The sequence below is a fragment of the Vibrio ishigakensis genome, from assembly GCF_024347675.1.
GTDB classification, from domain to species: Bacteria; Pseudomonadota; Gammaproteobacteria; order Enterobacterales; family Vibrionaceae; genus Vibrio; species Vibrio ishigakensis.
In genome coordinates, this window is record NZ_AP024882.1 from 176,420 (window position 1) to 194,388 (window position 17,969).

Consider the following 17,969-nt stretch of genomic DNA (forward strand, 5'->3'; position numbering starts at 1 on the left):
TGGTGCAAATTAGAAAAGGCAATATATTTAAGATGGTAAACAACAACATCCAATGGTTTCCGGGCCACATGCACAAGGCACGCAAGGAAATCGAAGAAGTTATCCCTCAGATTGATGTGATCATCGAAGTGCTAGATGCACGTATTCCCTACTCTTCTGAAAACCCTATGATTGCTGGTATCCGTGGCGAGAAGCCATGCATCAAGGTGCTGAACAAGCGCGATCTGGCAGATCCAGAGTTGACCGAGCTTTGGATCGAGCACTACGAGAAAGAGCAAGGTGTGAAGGCGATGGCCATCACTACCGAGAATGTTCAAGAAGTGCATAAAATCATGGAGCTTTGCCGCAAGCTAGCGCCTCATCGCGAAGCCATGGGCAAGAACATTCGTACCATGATCATGGGTATTCCAAACGTAGGTAAATCTACCATTATCAATACCCTAGCCGGCCGTACTATTGCTCAAACAGGTAACCAGCCTGCGGTAACCAGGCGTCAGCAACGCATTAACCTGCAAAATGGCGTAGTGCTTTCTGATACCCCAGGGATCTTGTGGCCTAAGGTAGAAAACCCACACAGCGGTTTTCGCCTTGCAGCAACCGGGGCCATTAAGGATACCGCAATGGAATACGATGAAGTGGCTTTCTACACGGTTGAGTATCTGGCAAAGCACTACCCTGAGAAGCTACAAGAGCGTTATCAGTTAGACGAACTACCAGATAGCGAACTAGAACTGATGGAAGCGATCGGCAGAAAACGCGGCGCACTGCGCTCTGGCGGTCATATCGACCTACACAAAGCCTCTGAGATCCTGCTTCATGAGCTACGTCAGGGCACGCTAGGTAATATCACCCTTGAGTTACCTGAGATGATTACTCAGGAGCTTATCGAGGTAGAAGAAGAGACGGCTCGTCGCGAAGAAGCAAAAGCGAAGAAGAAAGAAGAGCGCCGCAAGCGTTATCTGAAGAACAAACGCTAGTCTCCTCTCAAAAAACAAAACCTCAGCCCTTATTAAAGCTGAGGTTTTTTTATTTTTGGAGCAGTTGTTCTATATTTAACCGGTGTTGCACCTTTTCTTCATGGAGGAAGAAATATGCTACGTCGTTTGTTCTACCCACTGATCGGTCTTTTCATCATCGCCTGCATCTTTTTTGGCGAAGAAATGTGGCTATTTATCACGGGCGACCCCATCCGCGATATCCAAGAAGGCGCGCAAAACATCATCAAGGCCTTCAATCGCTTCATCAGTGGCTAGACGATATTCAACACATAGTTCACTACATTGAAGTAGATCCAAATACCTGAGATATCCACCACAGATGCCAATACCGGACTCACCAGCACGGCTGGGTCTAGTCTAATTGCCCTAGCAATAATAGGTAGCAAGCCACCAATCACGGTCGACAAAGTCACTTGGATAAACAAGGCTATAGCGATGGCAATGGCTATCATCCAGATAGAAAACCCGGCGATAGTGCTAGAGTCCGTAAACAGCACCACACGCCCAATAATCACAACTGAAACGATAAAGGCCAAGCAGATGGCGATACCTCCCTCTTTCAAAAAGACCTTAAACCAATCGTTCTGCCGAATCTCATTTGTTGCCAACGACCTAACCACCAGAGTCGCAGCCTGACTGCCCGTATTACCGCCAGCTGCAGCAATCACAGGCATATACACAGCAAGCAACACCAATTGACTGATAGCATCTTCATATTGCGAGATGATAACGCCAGAGACTATACCAAGTAGCGCCAACATCACTATCCAGCCAGCACGCTCTTTTACGTGCTCTAACACTGAGGTAGAGAGATAATCCTCACACGGCTCTGCCTCAGAGTGAACAAAGCCCAGTTGGTGCGAAAGGTGACTAGCAAGGGTATCTAACCCCTTCTTTTCAACCTTTTGGATCAGGTTTTGCACATAGTTGATAGAAAGCTCTGATAAGATTTCCACCGACTCTTCAATGCTCTTTATTCTGAGTATATTGATCTGCTCATCAACACTGGCTTCAACAAAGCGCTGTCTAAACTCTTCTCGATTGTCAGAAGAAAATATCGATAAATCTTCTGTGCAGATAGGCTTTAACTTATCCATTATTCTCTCCTAATTCGTTGATTAAAAAAAATGCCCTCGTTGTCCTTAACAAGGGCAAAATGGTATGGAAAATACCAAAAGATAGAGACTGATTTAGTGTTCCCCGCGTCTCCATCAAAGAGGATGTGTATTTTAATTACTAACCCCGATAGCAATTACAAATACACAGGGCTTGACCAAAGCCGATAACAAATATCTGGTCTTTTTTATTTAGAGGCTGATTTGATATTTGTTATTTAAATTGCGTAATAAAGGGTTGCAGCAACGCTGCCTAGAGACTCTAATCGAGTTGCGGCTTCACCGTGAATAATCTCTACCTCCACATTATTTGCTAGAGCTTCAACTAGAATAGAGTTGAATTTCACTGCATCTACTGGGTGAGAAATATAAATACGACGCACTTGCCCATTCTCTAGAGCGGTTAATACTTCTTGCTCGCCAAACACACTGCGGTCAAACACATTTTGACGCGTGATCAGCTCTTGAACCATAGAGTAATCTTGTACCTGCTCATACTCATCAGCGATGCTGCGCACTACATCTCTTAGTTCCTTTTCAGCAACCTTGAATGGAATAGGCTCGATAGAAACTAATAGCTCAGCAACACTGTGGTGAAGCTCACTCGCTACTTGATTCGCAATCTTCATGTTGCCTCCAAGGATGATACGGTCGAACTCGTTGTCATCCATAAAGTAAGAGTTAATCTCTTCAGCCGCAGTGCGATAGATACGCTGCTCTGTGTCTAGGTCGCGACGGTCTGACGCTTGAGTGCGAGACTTTTTACCACCTGGGCGCAAGAACACACCAGACTCAACACCACTGTCGATAAAGGCTTCAGTCTCTTGAGAGTTAAGGTTGATAGAGATAACGCGGTGCTCTTTCTCTGAGAACAGAACCACTAGGTATTTGCCGTAGCGATGCAGTTGCGACATCAAGTGGCAAACCTGTGGTAGACCATAATAAACCTTGCTCTCAACTGGCAGTGGCAGGTCAACAATCATGCCGTCAACGAAGTCGGTCACTATCATAGCTGCGCGGCCTTTTGGCTCATGTTGCTCAAGGGTCTTTAGTGTGTGCTCTTCAATGTATTCCCAAGTAAGAGAGGTACCCACCATCTCTTCTGCTTCGCGCTTCTGCTCGTCAGTTAGGTTGTCAAACTGGTTCTTAAGCTCGATCATCCAAGCTGGGCGCTGACGCTGATTATTGCGATCACTTGGATCTAGGTTCGCATATACAGTCATCATATTTGACTTAGTTTTTTGATGCGCATCGATATAAGCGCGCAATGTAGAAAATAGATCTTGAATTGTATTCTTCATAAATACCTCTATAAATTACTTTGGGTTAACCAAATTAATAAATCTGTTGGAGAAATCTTATAGCCAAGGGCAAAGGTTGTTCTTGCTTGCATCCTGGATAATCTTTGAATTAATAATAAATTTGTTAACAGAGAAAAATAGTCTATTAATACGAGCTTTCATATTTAATCTTGAATTTTGGACGTAAGAATCCTGCTATAGCTATTAAATCTACAGCTTCTTACTAGTTAAAATTATTTAATAATTAATTAGCACTCAAACAATTTGGAGTTTGAACCGTCCAAAGAGAGCTTATTTTTATTAAGAATTACGATGTTAGACTTTTGCTGCAAGATAGCGCCTCTGTCCTCTAGCGTCTTTAGCGACTGACTCACCGTATTGCGTGACATACCCAGTAAACCTGCGAGTTGCTCTTTAGAAAGCGGTATTTCATCCAAATCACTAAAGTCAGAAATGCCTTCTAGAATGGCAGCAACCTTGGCCAATTTGTCTCTCTCAGTACTGGCATAGTGAACCATAGTGGCGTATTTCAGTTTACTGGTCTGAGAGCGAAGTAATAACTCCAAGAACTCTCGATTTTGAGCCAATACATGCTTCGCATGCTCAATATCGACCAATACCACTCTGCTATCAGCGAAGGCGGAGAAAGAGCCGTAATACCTTAGGTCTTGGATTACGCCAGATTCTGCCGCAATGCGCCCTTTGGTCATCAAGGCATTCATTCGAGCCGAACCGTCATAGGTTTCACGCACACCACCGATCACTCCATCAATAACAAAGATGACATGGGTCGGAGCACTGCCCTGCTTTACTAGAACGGTTCCTTCCTCAACATCCATTACTTTTGCACCCATCAATAGCTCAGAAGCTAATTCCTCTGAAATATCAAATAGCTGATGAAATTCGTTAATCGTGATCATATCTCTCGCCAATTACGACTCGCACATGCGAAGGCTGCGCAGTCTAATTTGTTTACATCTTGAACGCATGCACTTGCAGTGCATGTACTCGAAGTCTAATGACACTATCCTTTGCGCCGTCAATTCAGTTCAGGTACTTCACAGCAACATAGCTGCATGGAACCCGAAATGCCTGCGTTTGGAATGGTTACGCATCGAACTGCCCTAAACCAACCCAGGTGTTTACTATGATTTCAGACCTAGAAAACTTCGATCTAAACCTTCTTTCTGTTGTGCGCAGCCTAGTGAAGTATAAAAGCACTAAGGCTACTGCCCTGCATCTTGGTATCTCTCAAGCCAGTGTTAGCCGCAACGTTGCAAAGATAAATCAGACCTTTGGTCAAAATCTTTTTACTCGTAGCGCCCATGGTATGGAGGCGTCAGCCCTTGCCCAAAAACTTGCCAATGTGGCTGAAGAGATGCTTATTCCTCTTCAGACTGCCTTGGACGAATTCTCTGACTTTGACGCAGAGGCCTACACCGGCTCAATTTCTTTGGTCATAGACCCTTATATTCTAGATGAACAGGCAGAGTCCCTGATTGAAATCTGTCATCAAAGTTTCCCTAATGCCCAACTGGTGTTCGAACCATGGAATCAAAACTCACTCGAAGCACTCAAATCAGGCGAGTTTGACTATGCGATTACCGATCAGGATATCGTACTCCCTCAAGCTATCTATCAAGAGAAGCTTTATGACGAACAGGTTGTCCTCATTGCACGTGATGACCACCCGGTTCTTTCTCGAGATCATTCTCTTGAGGAAATGCTCTCTCTGCCTATTGTTTCTATTCCTGCACCTGGTATTCAAGACTCTTCAATCGATCTTTTGTCGCTTTATCCGGCCAACAATAGCCAAGCGCAGATTGTGCTAAAAACGCAGAGTCTTCGCACCGCGGCGAGCTATCTTCTTTCTACTCACGCCATCATGTTTGGCAGTCCTTCCACTGCCAAACATTTTGATGGCATATCCACATACCCGCTACCGCAATTAATTAATAATATGAAGCGATATGAGATATATGGTGGTTTCCTTCAGATAAAAAGAAATAACCCTTTCACTCAACACCTGCATAGTGTTATTCAGTTAATGTTCCAAGACAAGAATTTCCTGTTTCAATAATGGATAGCTGTTATTCATACGAATTAATTAATATTCGGTATTATCCGCTCCGTTAACAACAAAACTTAAATAACGAGGTCATAATGATTATCGCACGCTTCTTCTTGCTACTGGCTATATTGTCAGAAGTAGCAGGCACTAGCTCAATGAATATTGCAGGACAAAATGGTAGCTGGATAAGCTATCTATTAATGTATGTTCTTATTTCTATTTCTTATTACTTCCTAGCACTTGCCGCTAAGAAAATCTCTATTGGCGTGGCCTATGCCTGCTGGGAAGGTCTTGGCATCGCTTTGATCACCCTAGTTTCTATCTTCTATTTCGGGTCAGAGCTCAGCGCACAAGAGTTGATCGGTCTAGCACTTGTGGTTGGGGGCGTTGTAATGGTGACTCTAGGTGAGGAGCACCATCAACCTGAGCCGGGTCGTACTCGTAACGATGCAGCACGCCAATCTATTAGTGGTTAAGAGGTAACACCATGAATTCTATATTTAATATCTACTTTGGTTTCGTGCTAATTGCTGCACTTCTAGACATCGCAGCTAACATGGCATTGTCTAAATCTCACGGTTTTGAGAAGAAAAGCTGGGGTTTCGCCGCTATCGGTTTAGTTCTACTGGCTTTCACCCTGCTGGCACAAGCGGTTAAAGGAATTGACCTGGCAGTTGCTTATGCGACTTGGGGCGCTATCGGTATTCTTGGTACCGCGCTTGGTGGTTACTTCCTACTAAACCAGAAACTTAAACCTATTGGTTGGGCTGGTATCTTCACAGTAATCACTGCAGTTATTGTCTTAAAGTCCGCATAACCCCTAATTACTTCAATTTATTTACTCCTAGGTGCAAATTGTGCCTAGGAGTCTTTGAGGCTGAATCAAATGAACAATAAATGGTTTTCTAAAGACACTTCGTCAGTTATTGAAGCACTAAATGTCAATATTGAAGAGGGTCTTTCAAATAGTTCAGTAGAGAAAAGAAGAAATACCTTTGGCTACAACGAAATTACTAGCCAAGAACAAGAATCTATCTGGTATATTTATCTATCCCAATATAAAAACCCGCTTATCTATATTCTATTAGTTGGCTCTATTGTCTCGTGGGCAACAGGACACCTTGTAGATGCTATTGCCATTGCCGTTATTATACTAATTAATACTGGCATCTCTTTCTGGCAAGAATATAAAGCTAAAAAAGGCATGGAAGCCTTACAAAAGATGGCTGCACCTCAGGCGCAGGTTCGACGCGCCAGACAATGGGTTGATATTCCTGCGAGCGAACTGGTACCGGGCGATATCATCAGGATAAACACGGGTGATATCCTGCCTGCGGACGTGCGCATTCTAGAATCTCACAACCTGTCTATGGACGAAGCGGCGCTAACCGGCGAATCTGAACCGGTACAAAAGCAAACCGAGTCACTTGAGGGTGAAAACATAAGCCTAGGTGACCAAACTAACATGGGCTTTATGACCACATTGGTAACCGCGGGTAATGGTATCGGCGCTGTTGCAGCCACCGGCATGCAAACCGAGGTCGGCCATATTGCAGATATGATGAACACCACAGAAGAGACTCGTTCTCCGATGCAGGTGCGTATCGACACCCTAGCGAAAACCCTACTTTTTGCCGCGCTAGGCGTGGTGTCGGTTATCTGTGCCATTGGTTATGGCCACGGTCTTAGCTGGCTTGAGATCCTAACTACAGATATCTCTCTTTCTGTAGCCGCTATTCCAGAGGGTATGCCGACGGTACTGACCATAGTGCTGACTATGGGGTCAAATAAAATGGCCAAGAGCAACGCTCTAGCTAAACACCTGTCTGCTATTGAAACTCTAGGTTCAACCACGGTTATCTGCTCGGATAAAACCGGCACCCTAACCCAGAATCAGATGCAGGTAATGCGCGCCTTCGATGCAGATGGCATCTACTGGAAGGTGACGGGCAAAGGCTTCGCACCTGAAGGTGAGTTCTTTGCTCAAAATAGCTCAAGCAAGGTTGCCGACTGTGATGCCATGGTTACAGCATTGACTGCGGGTAGCCTAGTAAGTGACTCAGAATTGGTATTTAGAGATGGCAGTTGGGCAGTCAATGGTAGTCCAACAGATGGTGCGCTCGTGGTAGCCGCAACCAAGGCTGATATCACCAAAACAGAGCTTCTTAAAATCGGTGGCTATGAAGTTATTCGTCGCTTCCCATTCGATTCAAGCCGTAAGCTAGCCTCGGCTATCGTTCGCAGACCAAATGGCGAACATATGCTTGCTGTGGTGGGTGCTCCAGATGTTTTGCTGTCTAAATCAATGGAAAACCAGCCACCAGCAGAAGCCTACCGAAAGGCCGAGCTATCAGACATCACCAGTAAGGAGAAACTGCATGAAACTCAGGTTCCTGCTACCCATATTGGCTTTAACCGCGCTATGGATAACTTCGCTAGAGACGCACTTCGCACACTGGCTGTGGCTCATCGCCGCATAGATGAAACTGAGCTGGATTTAGACTCGAGCCTACTGGAAAACAAGCTTACTCTACTTGGCGTCTTCGGCATCATGGATCCACCAAGACCTGAGGTAAAAGAGGCCATTAAGCAGTGCTCTGAAGCAGGCGTAAAAACCGTGATGATTACGGGTGACCACGCAGCAACCGCAGCAGCAATCGCTAAGCAGATTGGTATTATCCGCAGCCAGTGCGACAAGGTAATGACTGGGGTTGAGCTCGATGACCTTACGGATATGGAACTTGAAGAAGTCTGTCCTGAGGTGGCGGTTTATGCTCGCGTAACCCCTGAGCACAAACTTCGAATCGTACGTGCTATCCAAGCTAACAATGAAGTCGCGGCAATGACGGGGGATGGCGTGAATGATGCCCCGGCTCTACGAGCTGCAGACATAGGTGTTGCTATGGGTATTACAGGCACATCGGTTGCTAAAGACTCAGGGGATCTGATCCTGCTCGATGACAACTTCTCGACTATCGTAAAAGCGGTTCGTCAGGGCCGTAAGATCTTCGATAACTTGCGTAAGTTTATCCGTCAGGCGCTGACCGCCAACGTGGGTGAGGTATCGGTGATCCTGTTTGCCTTCCTTTTGATGGGGCCGGAGACGATTCTGCCACTGACCCCACTAATGATCCTATGGGTAAATCTAGTATCAGACGGTATCCCAGCTCTAGCTTTAGGTATGGAACCGGAAGAGAGAGACGTGATGCGTCGCAGGCCTCGCAAGCGTGATCAGGGTTTCTTCTCTGATGGACTGGGCGCACAGATCGTAACCCGAGGTCTAGCACTGGGTGGATTGAGCTACATAGTGTTTAGCTGGATGCTGAGCCATAGTCACAGCGCAGAGTATGCACAAACAGCGGCCTTCATGACATTGATTTTCGGTCAGCTATGGCACCTGTTTGACAGTCGCTCTCTGACGACATTGTTTAGAATTAACCCATTTACTAACCGATATCTGCTAATGGCAATAGCCGTGTCTTCGACCTTGTCTCTGGGCTTTATCTACACCGCGCTGGGTCAAATGATATTCAGCACTGAGGCGCTTTCGATGCAGCATCTTGGCTGGATAATCCTAGGTTCAGCGATCCCGACACTAGTGCTTTCTGCTATCAAGGAAGTCACTAAGGTTCGCTTCTTATAATATCGTAAAGGTCCCTCGGGGCCTTTTTTATTGGCTCTGCTTTGGCTTAACCGCCAGTGCCACTACAGGCACCATGTGCAGTATCATCATACGGATTACATGGCTGAGCATGATAAGCGCCGGCTCTAAGCCAAGATAAAGTGCGGCTACCGTCATTGCCTCAATGCTTCCTGGCATCCACGACAACGAGAGCACAATAAAGGGCTTATCTAGCCAGAATGAAAAGGCAAAAGCGCAGACGAAGGTTACGCTCAGGCTAAGTAAGGTCACGCAAAGACTGGAGAAAGTGAAGTATCTGAATTCAGTCAGGGTTATCTTGCTGAGTCGCATCCCCATCACGGCTCCCAGTGCCGAGATTGCCACCATCATGATGATGGGCGAGATGGTCAAATCCAATTCTGGAAAAAAGCCATTTAAACCAATTCCCACCAGCATGCCCGTCACCATATAGGGTGCAGGGATACCTAGTTTATCGAGCAAAACACCTGTACCTCCAGCAAGCAAGAATGCCAGAAGAAATGCGCTTACATTAAACCCGAGAGGTTGCTCTAGAAGACCACCGCTCGATTGCTGGGAAACCAAAAGCCCCGACAGCAAGATAAGGAATATCAATCGAAAGGTATGTACGAAGATGACCTTCGCTGACGGCGTTTTCTGTGATTCATTGAGCACCATAACCGCCGCCATAGCTCCCGGAATCGAAGCCAATAGACTGTCGCTCTTACTCCAAGAAAAGCGTTGCAGTAGCCAGTATCCACAAAGCACCTGAAGGCTCATACACACTACTAGCCCTATCAACATAGTCAGTGGAAACCCAGTGGCAAAGAATGATGGTGGGATCAAGCCTCCTACACTGAGCCCGAGAGCGAGCTGAACAAAGATAAGCGTATGAGTAGGAACCTTGGTTTTTATCCCCCACTTACTCAAAAGAATAATGGCAATAATACTGCCAAACATCTCACCTAGCGGCACCGACAACAGCACAAATAGCGCTGAGGATGCAAAGGCGATAGCTAGAGTTGAGACAGAGTTTAGTGAAGGCTTCAAATCAAACAGTCCATGTTAAAAGTGAAGCGCTAGCATATCAGAGCAATAATTATGCGTCCGATTTCAAGTGTGACAATGAGATACAGAATGAGTTAGTGAGTGTTTACAAGCTATTGATAATACTGACACTACTGGATATCTTGTAGTTAAACCTCACGAAAAATAAGCATACAATGAAGGGATCTATCTTAATCACAGGCTGCAGCAGTGGCATAGGTTATCACTGCGCAAAGGAACTGCACCAAGCGGGCTATCAGGTTATCGCTAGCTGTCGAAATCCTGAAGATGTCGAAAGACTGCAAGCCGAAGGAATGGTCTGTGTCGAATTGGATGTGACCAAGCCCGAATCAATACAAACGGCCCTTGAGCAGACCCTTGAGATTAGCGGCGGTAAACTCGATGCTCTGTTCAACAACGCCGCTTATGGTCAATGTGGTGCCCTTGAAGACCTGCCTACTGATGCCCTGCGAGCCCAATTTGAAACTAACGTCTTTGGCTGGCACGAACTCACCAAAGCGGTTATTCCTGTGATGCTCAAGCAAGGCCATGGCAAGATTATTCAAAACAGCTCAGTGCTTGGATTAGTGGCAATGAAATATCGCGGCGCATACAACGCCAGTAAGTTTGCCTTAGAGGGTTACACCGACACTCTACGTCTAGAGTTAATGGACACTAACCTTTCTATTAGCCTTATCGAACCTGGCCCAATTGTGAGTAAATTCCGTGAAAATGCACTAAAAGCATTTCAAAGTACGATAGATGCGGATAACTCCAGACACAGCAAAAACTATCAAAACACCATTGAACGCTTATCGAAAGAATCGCCAACCAATGGCTTTACCCTGCCACCGGATGCCGTGACAGACAGAGTTATTGAGATCCTAGAAAGCAACAAGCCGAAAGCCCGCTATTACGTTACCAAGCCAACCTATATCTTCGGCTTCTTACGTCGCGTTCTCTCAGCCAGATTGTTAGACAAACTGCTAGTAAAGAGTGACTAGATCACTCTTACTTGGTGTTCGATATCTTCAGCAAGATCTCCTCAAGCTGATCCCAAGGCATAGGCTGTGCGTCAATTACCTCGATTCTGGATTCAAACCCATCTAATGTAAGTTCGTTGACAGACAGCACACCATCAGCCTTATTGAATGCATAACACCCTTTATCGGTGTTCATAACCGCTTTTATACGGTCAGCAGTAAGCTCGTTTAACAGTGAGAATAGGTTATCAAAGTTAAACACCAGCTCTGCACCGAATAACCACCCACATGAGAAGTAGCCCTGTCCTTTGTTTTCTTTTCGGATGTGGCTTTGGTTAGGTGGTAGTTGGAACTGCGGTTCTAGTGCAGCATGATGATGGTGATGCTCTTCAATATCATCATTCTCATTTGGTTTAATGTGCATATCCAAAAGTGAGAGTTCAATATCACCACGTGTAGCGGTAACAATCGTGGTATTGATGTCCTGCGCTTGAAGCCAGTCATACATATCTTTGATTTGAGCTGTCGATGCCAGTTCATGCTTATTGGCTACGATGATATCCGCTACTTCCAATTGTTGCTTAAAGTTGGAGTTAGAGGTGTATTTCTCGTCTTCATAATACCTAGCATCGCTCAGTGTCAGCGTCGTACGTATTTCGATGTATGGACTGAATTGAGCAGATGACAGAGTAGCCATGATTTGCTTGGGATGCCCTAATCCAGTTGGCTCTATGATTAGCCTATCTGGATTCTCACGTAATAGTGCAGTAATCGCTACGCTAGTAGGAACACCTGCTGTACAACAAATGCAACCGCCGGGTACTTCTTTGATAAGAGCACCACTATCAGACATCATGGCCCCGTCGATACCTATCTCACCAAACTCATTCACGAGCACCGCCCAGTTTTCGTCGGCGGGCTTATTTTTTAAAAGATTAAGAATAGTGGTGGTTTTTCCAGTTCCGAGAAAACCAGTGATGATGTTGGTAGGTACTTTACGAGTCACAAGGATACTTCTTGATTTGAGAGTAAGAACTCGAGTCTACAAAAAGTACCGCAAAAGAAAAAGCCCGGTAGCAGTTACCGGGCTTTAGAGTCTGTTGAGCGTCTAGATTAACGAATATTCAGTACCGATGACCAAATATCCTGTGAGTGCGCCATAAGCGAAGAAAACATAAAGAACATTGCTACAACTATCAATGCTGACATTATCGCGTACTCAACTACTTTCATTAATCTCACCTTTATTACGTGCTAGAAACTGAGGCGCGATTATACTGGCATTGATTGAAATTTAAACAGGTTATTGTGTATCTATATGTGCAATCTAAGATACCATTTTTGGTTTATGAGTGCGCGAGCTTAGAGGTGCATCAGCCAACCAATAAGTCATACAATTAAGTGGTACACATCGACACTTGTGGAGGAAAGAGGTTTGAAGGCCGTTTGCTCCAGAAAACACAAAGGCGCAACGAATTGCGCCTTCTTAACGTCTCGTTACTCAATCGTGAGTCTGCGAATCTCGCGGTCACTTTAACCCGGAGATATATTAACGAGTGTTGAAGTATTTGAAGCTCTTCAGCCTTGGAACAATAACCTTATTGTCGTGAAGATCAAACGAGGGACCGATAATGTGTTCCTCTGAGTAACCTTACACCTAAAGCATGGCTCAAATTGGTGAAACTGCAAGAATTACCAAAAAATGAAATTTTAATTACCGTTTTGATCATGGAATAAATCAGACAATTAAGGTTTAATATGCAACGGATTAACTACAACAATTAAAATAAGAGACCCCATCAGTGCTTCGTAGATTCAATCGCTTCCAGCATATTCCACCCTCACAGGCGGCGCTAGCGCTGGGTATTATCGGTTTGGGTCAAGCGTGGTCTCTCTATATTCCTACCGTTGGTGGTGCTATACGTCCATATCTGGTCGTCATTGGCGCACTTTTGTTGATCCCAGTACTTCTCAAATATTTCCTTAATCCGAAGATATTTCTGGCTGATATTCGCCACCCGCTAAATGGTAGCCTTATGGCTCCAATGAGTATGGCGCTGTTGGTTTTGTGCGATTATGTGGCCACTGTTTTTCCAGAGCCTGCGCATTATCTTTGGCTCGCCTCATTAAGCCTCCATCTACTAATGATGGTTCTGTTTTTTGGCTTTCAGTTTGCTGACTTTAAGATGGCGAATATTGTACCTAGCTGGTTTCTCTATCCGGTTGGGGTAATCAGCAGTACTTTGGCGGGTTCAGGTTTAGGTCATATCACCTTCTCACAGAATATGGCGAATCTATGTATCGCCATCTATTTTGTAATGCTTCCTGTCGTGCTGTATCGATTAGTGTTCTTAGGCAAACTTCCAAGGCGTGCGCGCCCTACACTGGCTATTATGGCCGCACCAATCAACCTGACATTGGCCGCCTATCTGGTAAACTTCCCTGAGCCTGACCCTATTCTGGCGGGAGCACTGGCGGGTATCGCTATCACCATGACGGTACTGGTGTTCCTGTGTTACTTCAATCTGCTCAGACTGAACTTTCAGCCCTCTATTGCAGCAGTAACCTTCCCATCAGTGATCAGTGCTATCGCTATGTCACGTCTGACCACTTGGTTTAAAGACTCTCACCCAAACTGGTATTGGCTACATAACTTCGGCATGTTCGAACTCACCATAGCCACATTGCTGGTTGTCTGGGTATCCGCTGGCTATTTAGTCATGTACTGGCCAGAACGATTCAAAACAAAAACGGAGCACTAAGTGCTCCGTTTTTATATTCGTTAATTTGCTACTTATTAGCGCAAACCGTGCAAAAACTCATGGCGAGTTGCGGCATTAGATTTGAATATACCGCCCAGTGCTGTAGTAGTAGTTTCGCTGGTTGCATCCATCACACCGCGAGATTTCACACAGTAGTGAGTCGCATCGATAGTGACCGCTACATCATCACTACCCAGCAGTGTTTGCAGTGCAACTAAGATTTGCTGAGTCATGCGCTCTTGGACTTGAGGGCGCTGAGCGAAGAAGCGAACGATACGGTTAATCTTTGAGAGACCAATGATCTTGCCACGAGGGATATAAGCTACCGCTGCGCGACCATCGATGGTAACTAGGTGATGCTCACAAGTGCTGGTCAGCGTGATGTCTTTCACTCGAACCATCTCGCTAACATCCATCTTGTTTTCGATAACGGTGATCTTAGGGAAGCGAGTGTAATCAAGACCAGAGAAGATCTCGTCTACATACATCTTGGCGATGCGGTGCGGAGTCTCTTGCAGAGAGTCGTCAGTAAGATCCAGTTGAAGTAGACCAAGAATCTCACGCATATGATATTCAATGCGCTCTTTCTTCTCGTCTGAACTTAGATCATTTTGCACCATAGGTGTTTCAAGGCCACGGGCCTCAAGTGCTTGTTTTACCAACAAAGCCGATTCACTCAAACCTGACATCGTTTAGCGTCTCCTGTACAACTCTTTGCTCAATACGGCCAATAATTCCGCAATGGCGTGAGAGGATACTCGTATTTTGCATAAATTACATCTTCTATTTACCGTAAGCGGTATTGTGGCTGGCGACATCATGCTAAAGTTTCATTTTTAATACATGTGAAACAAAGGATAAATCATGGGCTGTTGTGACGCTCCTGGGTTGATGCCAATTGAAGAGGCAATGCCAATCATTCTAAAAAATACCCCTGTTGTTACCGAGACCGAAACTCTGGCAATAGAGGATGCAATTGGCCGAGTATTGGCACACGATGTCAGCTCTCCCCTTAATGTCCCGCCTTTTGATAACTCAGCAATGGACGGCTACGCAGTTCGTATTGCCGACCTAAATCGTTCGCTAACCATGCCACTTGTAGGTAAGTCATTCGCTGGTGCTCCATTTAATAACGAATGGCCAACGGACAGCTGCGTACGCATCATGACCGGTGCTCAAATCCCTGAAGGGTGTGACGCTGTGATTATGCAAGAAGATGTAACCGCAGATGGCGAGAGCATCACTTTCAATGTTGAGCTAGGCTCGGTGAAGCCCCAGCAACATATCCGCCCTACCGGTGACGACATCAAAACCGGTCAGCTAGCTCTTGAAAAAGGCACACGCCTATCTGCGCGCGACCTTCCTATGCTGGCCTCTTTGGGCGTTGCTACGGTAGACGTATTTCGTAAGCCAATCGTGGCTGTATTCTCGACAGGTGATGAGTTAAAACCAGTTGGTACTGAGCTACAAGCCGGTGAGATCTACGACAGCAACCGCTATGGTATGCGCCCACTGTTCGACAAGTTCGGTTGTGAAGTGATTGACCTGGGTATCATCCCTGACAACGAAGAGCTTCTTCATCAAGCGTTTGAAAAAGCCAAATCCGTTGCTGATGTGGTGGTCACCTCAGGCGGCGTAAGCGTAGGTGAAGCGGACTACACCAAGGATATCCTTGAGCAACAAGGTGAAATCAGCTTCTGGAAGCTAGCGATTAAACCAGGTAAGCCATTCGCGTTTGGTTCACTGGGTGACGCCCTATTCTGCGGCCTTCCAGGTAACCCAGTGTCAGCCTTTGTGACCTCTTATGTTTTGGTTCAGCCTTTGATTGCGAAGCTAAGCGGTGAGAGCCAATGGAAAGAAGCACCAAGCATCTCTGCTATCTCTAAATCTGCATTCAAGAAGCGTCCGGGTCGCGCCGATTATCAGCGTGCTATCTTCTCAGTGAATCAAGACGGTCAACTTGAGGTAGAAAGCACGGGTAATCAGAGTTCAGGTGCATTCCGTTCGATGAGCCTTGCCAACTGTTTTGCCATCCTTGAGCGTGAGCGCGGCCATGTAGAGATTGGCGAAACTGTTCAAATTCAACCATTTAGCTCAGTGATGTACTAATGGATATATTAAGCGACGAAGAACTGCTTCGTTATAATCGTCAGATCATCTTGCGTTCGTTTGATTTCGAAGGACAAGAAACCCTGAAGCAGAGTTCAGTTTTGCTTATTGGTGCCGGTGGCCTAGGTTGTGCCACCAGCCCATACCTAGTTTCAGCAGGTATTGGCAAACTCACCATTGTCGACTTTGATGATATCGAGCTGTCTAACCTGCAGCGTCAGATCCTACATACTGAAAAAGATGTGGGTCGTCGTAAGGTAGACTCTGCTAAAGAGAGCCTCGCAGCCATCAATAGTCTGTGTGACATCCAAGCCATCCATGAAAAGCTGGACGATGCCAAGTTAGAGGCGCTTATCCAAGAGCACAGTTTAGTTATTGATGCTACCGATAATCTAGATACCCGCAATCAGATAAACCGCCTCTGTTTTAAACACAAAACACCGCTCGTTTCGGGTGCTGCGATTCGCCTTGAGGGTCAGGTGATTAGCTTTACCTATGGCGAAGGTGAACCTTGTTATCAATGTCTAAGCTCTTTATTTGGTGATGCCAACCTGAGCTGCGTTGAAGCGGGAATTCTATCTCCTGTGGTCGGTGTGATTGGCAGTATGCAGGCGTTGGAAGCGATTCGCGTGCTGACTAAGCTGGGCGAGGTCTCCAGTGGCAAGCTTCTGATACTGGATGCACTGAACCTAAAATGGCGAGAGTTTAACCTTCCTAAGCAACAAAACTGTAAGGTTTGTGGCACATGATTCTCAGCTAAACGTTTGCACTGGTCACACCTTACATTCTTGCAATAAAAACCATTCACAAACGCTCTAGATTAGCTTAGATTAGTCCAAACACCTCCCCACTGGGACGCAAAGGAGGCCTTTACCTCCTTTGTTTTAATCTTGATTAGGATGAACAAGAATGAGCAATAAACTACAACAACTTCGCTCTCAAACTGTTGTTGTTGCCGATACAGGTGACATCGAGGCGATTGCAAAATATCGTCCAGAAGATGCAACAACTAACCCTTCTCTAGTTCTTAAAGCTGCAGGCCTTGACCACTATCAACCCCTAATTGATAGCGTTGTAGCAGAAGCAAAACAGAAGTTTGACAACATCGATGCACAAGTAGCATTTGCAAGTGACTACCTAGCAGTGAAGATCGGCCTAGAAATCCTAAAAGTGGTACCAGGTCGCGTTTCTACAGAAGTAGACTCTCGCCTATCTTACGACACTGAAGGCAGCATCGAGCGTGCACGCAACATCATCAAGATGTACGAAGCGGAAGGCATCAATAAAGAACGTATTCTTATTAAGCTTGCTTCTACTTGGCAAGGTATCCGCGCGGCAGAGCAACTAGAGAAAGAAGGCATCAACTGTAACCTGACTCTACTATTCTCATTCGCTCAGGCTCAGGCTTGTGCTGAAGCAGGTGTTTACCTGATCTCTCCTTTCGTTGGCCGTATCATGGACTGGTACAAGGCGAAAGAAGGTCGTTCGTTTGAAGCGGCTGAAGACCCAGGCGTACTGTCTGTAACTAAGATCTACAACTACTACAAAGAGCACGGCTACAACACTGTCGTTATGGGCGCAAGCTTCCGTAACACGGGCGAGATCCTAGAGCTAGCTGGCTGCGACCGTCTAACTATCAGCCCTCAGCTTCTAGAAGAGCTAGAGCAAGCAAAAGGAGTTGTTGAGACCAAGCTAGTAGACAATGGCGCAACTAAAGAGCGTCCTGCTCCGCTAACTCACTCTCAGTTCCTATGGGATCACAACCAAGACCCAATGGCGATTGAAAAACTAGCGGAAGGCATTCGTCAGTTCGCTGTTGACCAAGAGAAACTGGAAGACATGCTAAAAGCGCGACTAGCTGGCTAATCCCACCTAGAACCCTAGATTTAGAGCCTCAGCAATGCTGGGGCTTTTTTGTTTCTTGCCACTAGCAAAATGCAGGT

17 protein-coding genes are annotated in these 17,969 nt (G+C 45.8%); 11 read left to right on the forward strand and 6 right to left on the reverse strand.

All coding sequences use genetic code 11. The features are described from left to right. Positions 1 to 32: 32 nt before the first annotated feature. Both ylqF and Pcarn_RS14620 read left to right on the forward strand, forming a co-directional pair. A complete protein-coding gene (gene ylqF / locus Pcarn_RS14615; protein WP_261837342.1) occupies positions 33 to 977 on the forward strand; it encodes a ribosome biogenesis GTPase YlqF in 945 nt (314 codons plus the stop codon). 114 nt (positions 978 to 1,091) lie between these two features. Continuing rightward, on the forward strand, positions 1,092 to 1,253 hold the full coding sequence (locus tag Pcarn_RS14620) for a hypothetical protein (RefSeq protein WP_261836658.1): 162 nt from the start codon (positions 1,092 to 1,094) through the stop codon (positions 1,251 to 1,253). Here the strand turns inward: Pcarn_RS14620 and Pcarn_RS14625 are convergent. From Pcarn_RS14625 to Pcarn_RS14635, 3 genes are all read right to left on the reverse strand, one after another. Further along, a complete protein-coding gene (locus tag Pcarn_RS14625; RefSeq protein WP_261836659.1) occupies positions 1,250 to 2,095 on the reverse strand; it encodes a magnesium transporter in 846 nt (281 codons plus the stop codon). The genes Pcarn_RS14620 and Pcarn_RS14625 overlap by 4 nt on opposite strands. A gap of 236 nt (positions 2,096 to 2,331) precedes the next feature. Then, positions 2,332 to 3,414 carry a baeRF10 domain-containing protein gene (locus tag Pcarn_RS14630; RefSeq protein WP_261836660.1) on the reverse strand — a complete coding sequence of 361 codons (1,083 nt, stop codon included), beginning with the start codon at positions 3,412 to 3,414 and terminating at the stop codon, positions 2,332 to 2,334. 248 nt (positions 3,415 to 3,662) lie between these two features. Then, on the reverse strand, positions 3,663 to 4,334 hold the full coding sequence (locus Pcarn_RS14635) for a Crp/Fnr family transcriptional regulator (RefSeq protein WP_261836661.1): 672 nt from the start codon (positions 4,332 to 4,334) through the stop codon (positions 3,663 to 3,665). Between the two features lie 227 nt (positions 4,335 to 4,561). On the opposite strand from Pcarn_RS14635, the gene Pcarn_RS14640 reads away from it, so the two are divergent. From Pcarn_RS14640 to Pcarn_RS14655, 4 genes are all read left to right on the forward strand, one after another. Next, positions 4,562 to 5,494 carry a LysR family transcriptional regulator gene (locus tag Pcarn_RS14640; RefSeq protein ID WP_261836662.1) on the forward strand — a complete coding sequence of 311 codons (933 nt, stop codon included), beginning with the start codon at positions 4,562 to 4,564 and terminating at the stop codon, positions 5,492 to 5,494. Positions 5,495 to 5,577: 83 nt separating this feature from the next. Next, positions 5,578 to 5,961, forward strand: a complete 384-nt coding sequence (locus Pcarn_RS14645) for a DMT family transporter (RefSeq protein WP_261836663.1) — start codon at positions 5,578 to 5,580, stop codon at positions 5,959 to 5,961. A gap of 11 nt (positions 5,962 to 5,972) precedes the next feature. Next, positions 5,973 to 6,302 (forward strand): SMR family transporter, encoded by a 330-nt coding sequence (locus Pcarn_RS14650; RefSeq protein ID WP_261836664.1) that lies wholly within the window; start codon positions 5,973 to 5,975, stop codon positions 6,300 to 6,302. 69 nt (positions 6,303 to 6,371) lie between these two features. Next, positions 6,372 to 9,128: a cation-translocating P-type ATPase gene (locus Pcarn_RS14655; protein ID WP_261836665.1), complete on the forward strand. Its 2,757-nt coding sequence runs from the start codon at positions 6,372 to 6,374 to the stop codon at positions 9,126 to 9,128. 27 nt (positions 9,129 to 9,155) lie between these two features. Here the strand turns inward: Pcarn_RS14655 and Pcarn_RS14660 are convergent, their stop codons facing one another. Further along, a complete protein-coding gene (locus Pcarn_RS14660) occupies positions 9,156 to 10,175 on the reverse strand; it encodes an AbrB family transcriptional regulator (protein ID WP_261836666.1) in 1,020 nt (339 codons plus the stop codon). A gap of 173 nt (positions 10,176 to 10,348) precedes the next feature. Here Pcarn_RS14660 and Pcarn_RS14665 point away from each other — a divergent pair, with 173 nt between their 5' ends. After that, positions 10,349 to 11,176 (forward strand): SDR family oxidoreductase, encoded by an 828-nt coding sequence (locus Pcarn_RS14665; RefSeq protein WP_261836667.1) that lies wholly within the window; start codon positions 10,349 to 10,351, stop codon positions 11,174 to 11,176. A gap of 7 nt (positions 11,177 to 11,183) precedes the next feature. Here the strand turns inward: Pcarn_RS14665 and Pcarn_RS14670 are convergent, their stop codons facing one another. After that, complete coding sequence (locus Pcarn_RS14670) at positions 11,184 to 12,161, reverse strand: CobW family GTP-binding protein (RefSeq protein WP_261836668.1); 978 nt, start codon at positions 12,159 to 12,161, stop codon at positions 11,184 to 11,186. A gap of 796 nt (positions 12,162 to 12,957) precedes the next feature. On the opposite strand from Pcarn_RS14670, the gene Pcarn_RS14675 reads away from it, so the two are divergent. Beyond that, a complete protein-coding gene (locus Pcarn_RS14675; protein WP_261836669.1) occupies positions 12,958 to 13,917 on the forward strand; it encodes a TDT family transporter in 960 nt (319 codons plus the stop codon). A 35-nt stretch (positions 13,918 to 13,952) separates the two neighbouring features. Here Pcarn_RS14675 and folE read toward each other — a convergent pair whose 3' ends face one another. Further along, a complete protein-coding gene (gene folE, locus Pcarn_RS14680; RefSeq protein ID WP_261836670.1) occupies positions 13,953 to 14,606 on the reverse strand; it encodes a GTP cyclohydrolase I FolE in 654 nt (217 codons plus the stop codon). A gap of 175 nt (positions 14,607 to 14,781) precedes the next feature. Here folE and moeA point away from each other — a divergent pair, with 175 nt between their 5' ends. From moeA to tal, 3 genes are all read left to right on the forward strand, one after another. Beyond that, positions 14,782 to 16,026: a molybdopterin molybdotransferase MoeA gene (moeA, locus tag Pcarn_RS14685; RefSeq protein ID WP_261836671.1), complete on the forward strand. Its 1,245-nt coding sequence runs from the start codon at positions 14,782 to 14,784 to the stop codon at positions 16,024 to 16,026. After that, entirely contained in the window at positions 16,026 to 16,775 is a 750-nt protein-coding gene (moeB, locus tag Pcarn_RS14690; RefSeq protein ID WP_261836672.1) for a molybdopterin-synthase adenylyltransferase MoeB, read from the forward strand. The genes moeA and moeB overlap by 1 nt, the downstream gene beginning before the upstream one ends. Before the next feature lie 160 nt (positions 16,776 to 16,935). Then, the gene (gene tal / locus Pcarn_RS14695; RefSeq protein WP_261836673.1) at positions 16,936 to 17,892 is read left to right on the forward strand and encodes a transaldolase; all 957 of its coding nucleotides are present in this window, start codon (positions 16,936 to 16,938) and stop codon (positions 17,890 to 17,892) included. The last annotated feature ends 77 nt before the right edge of the window (positions 17,893 to 17,969 follow it).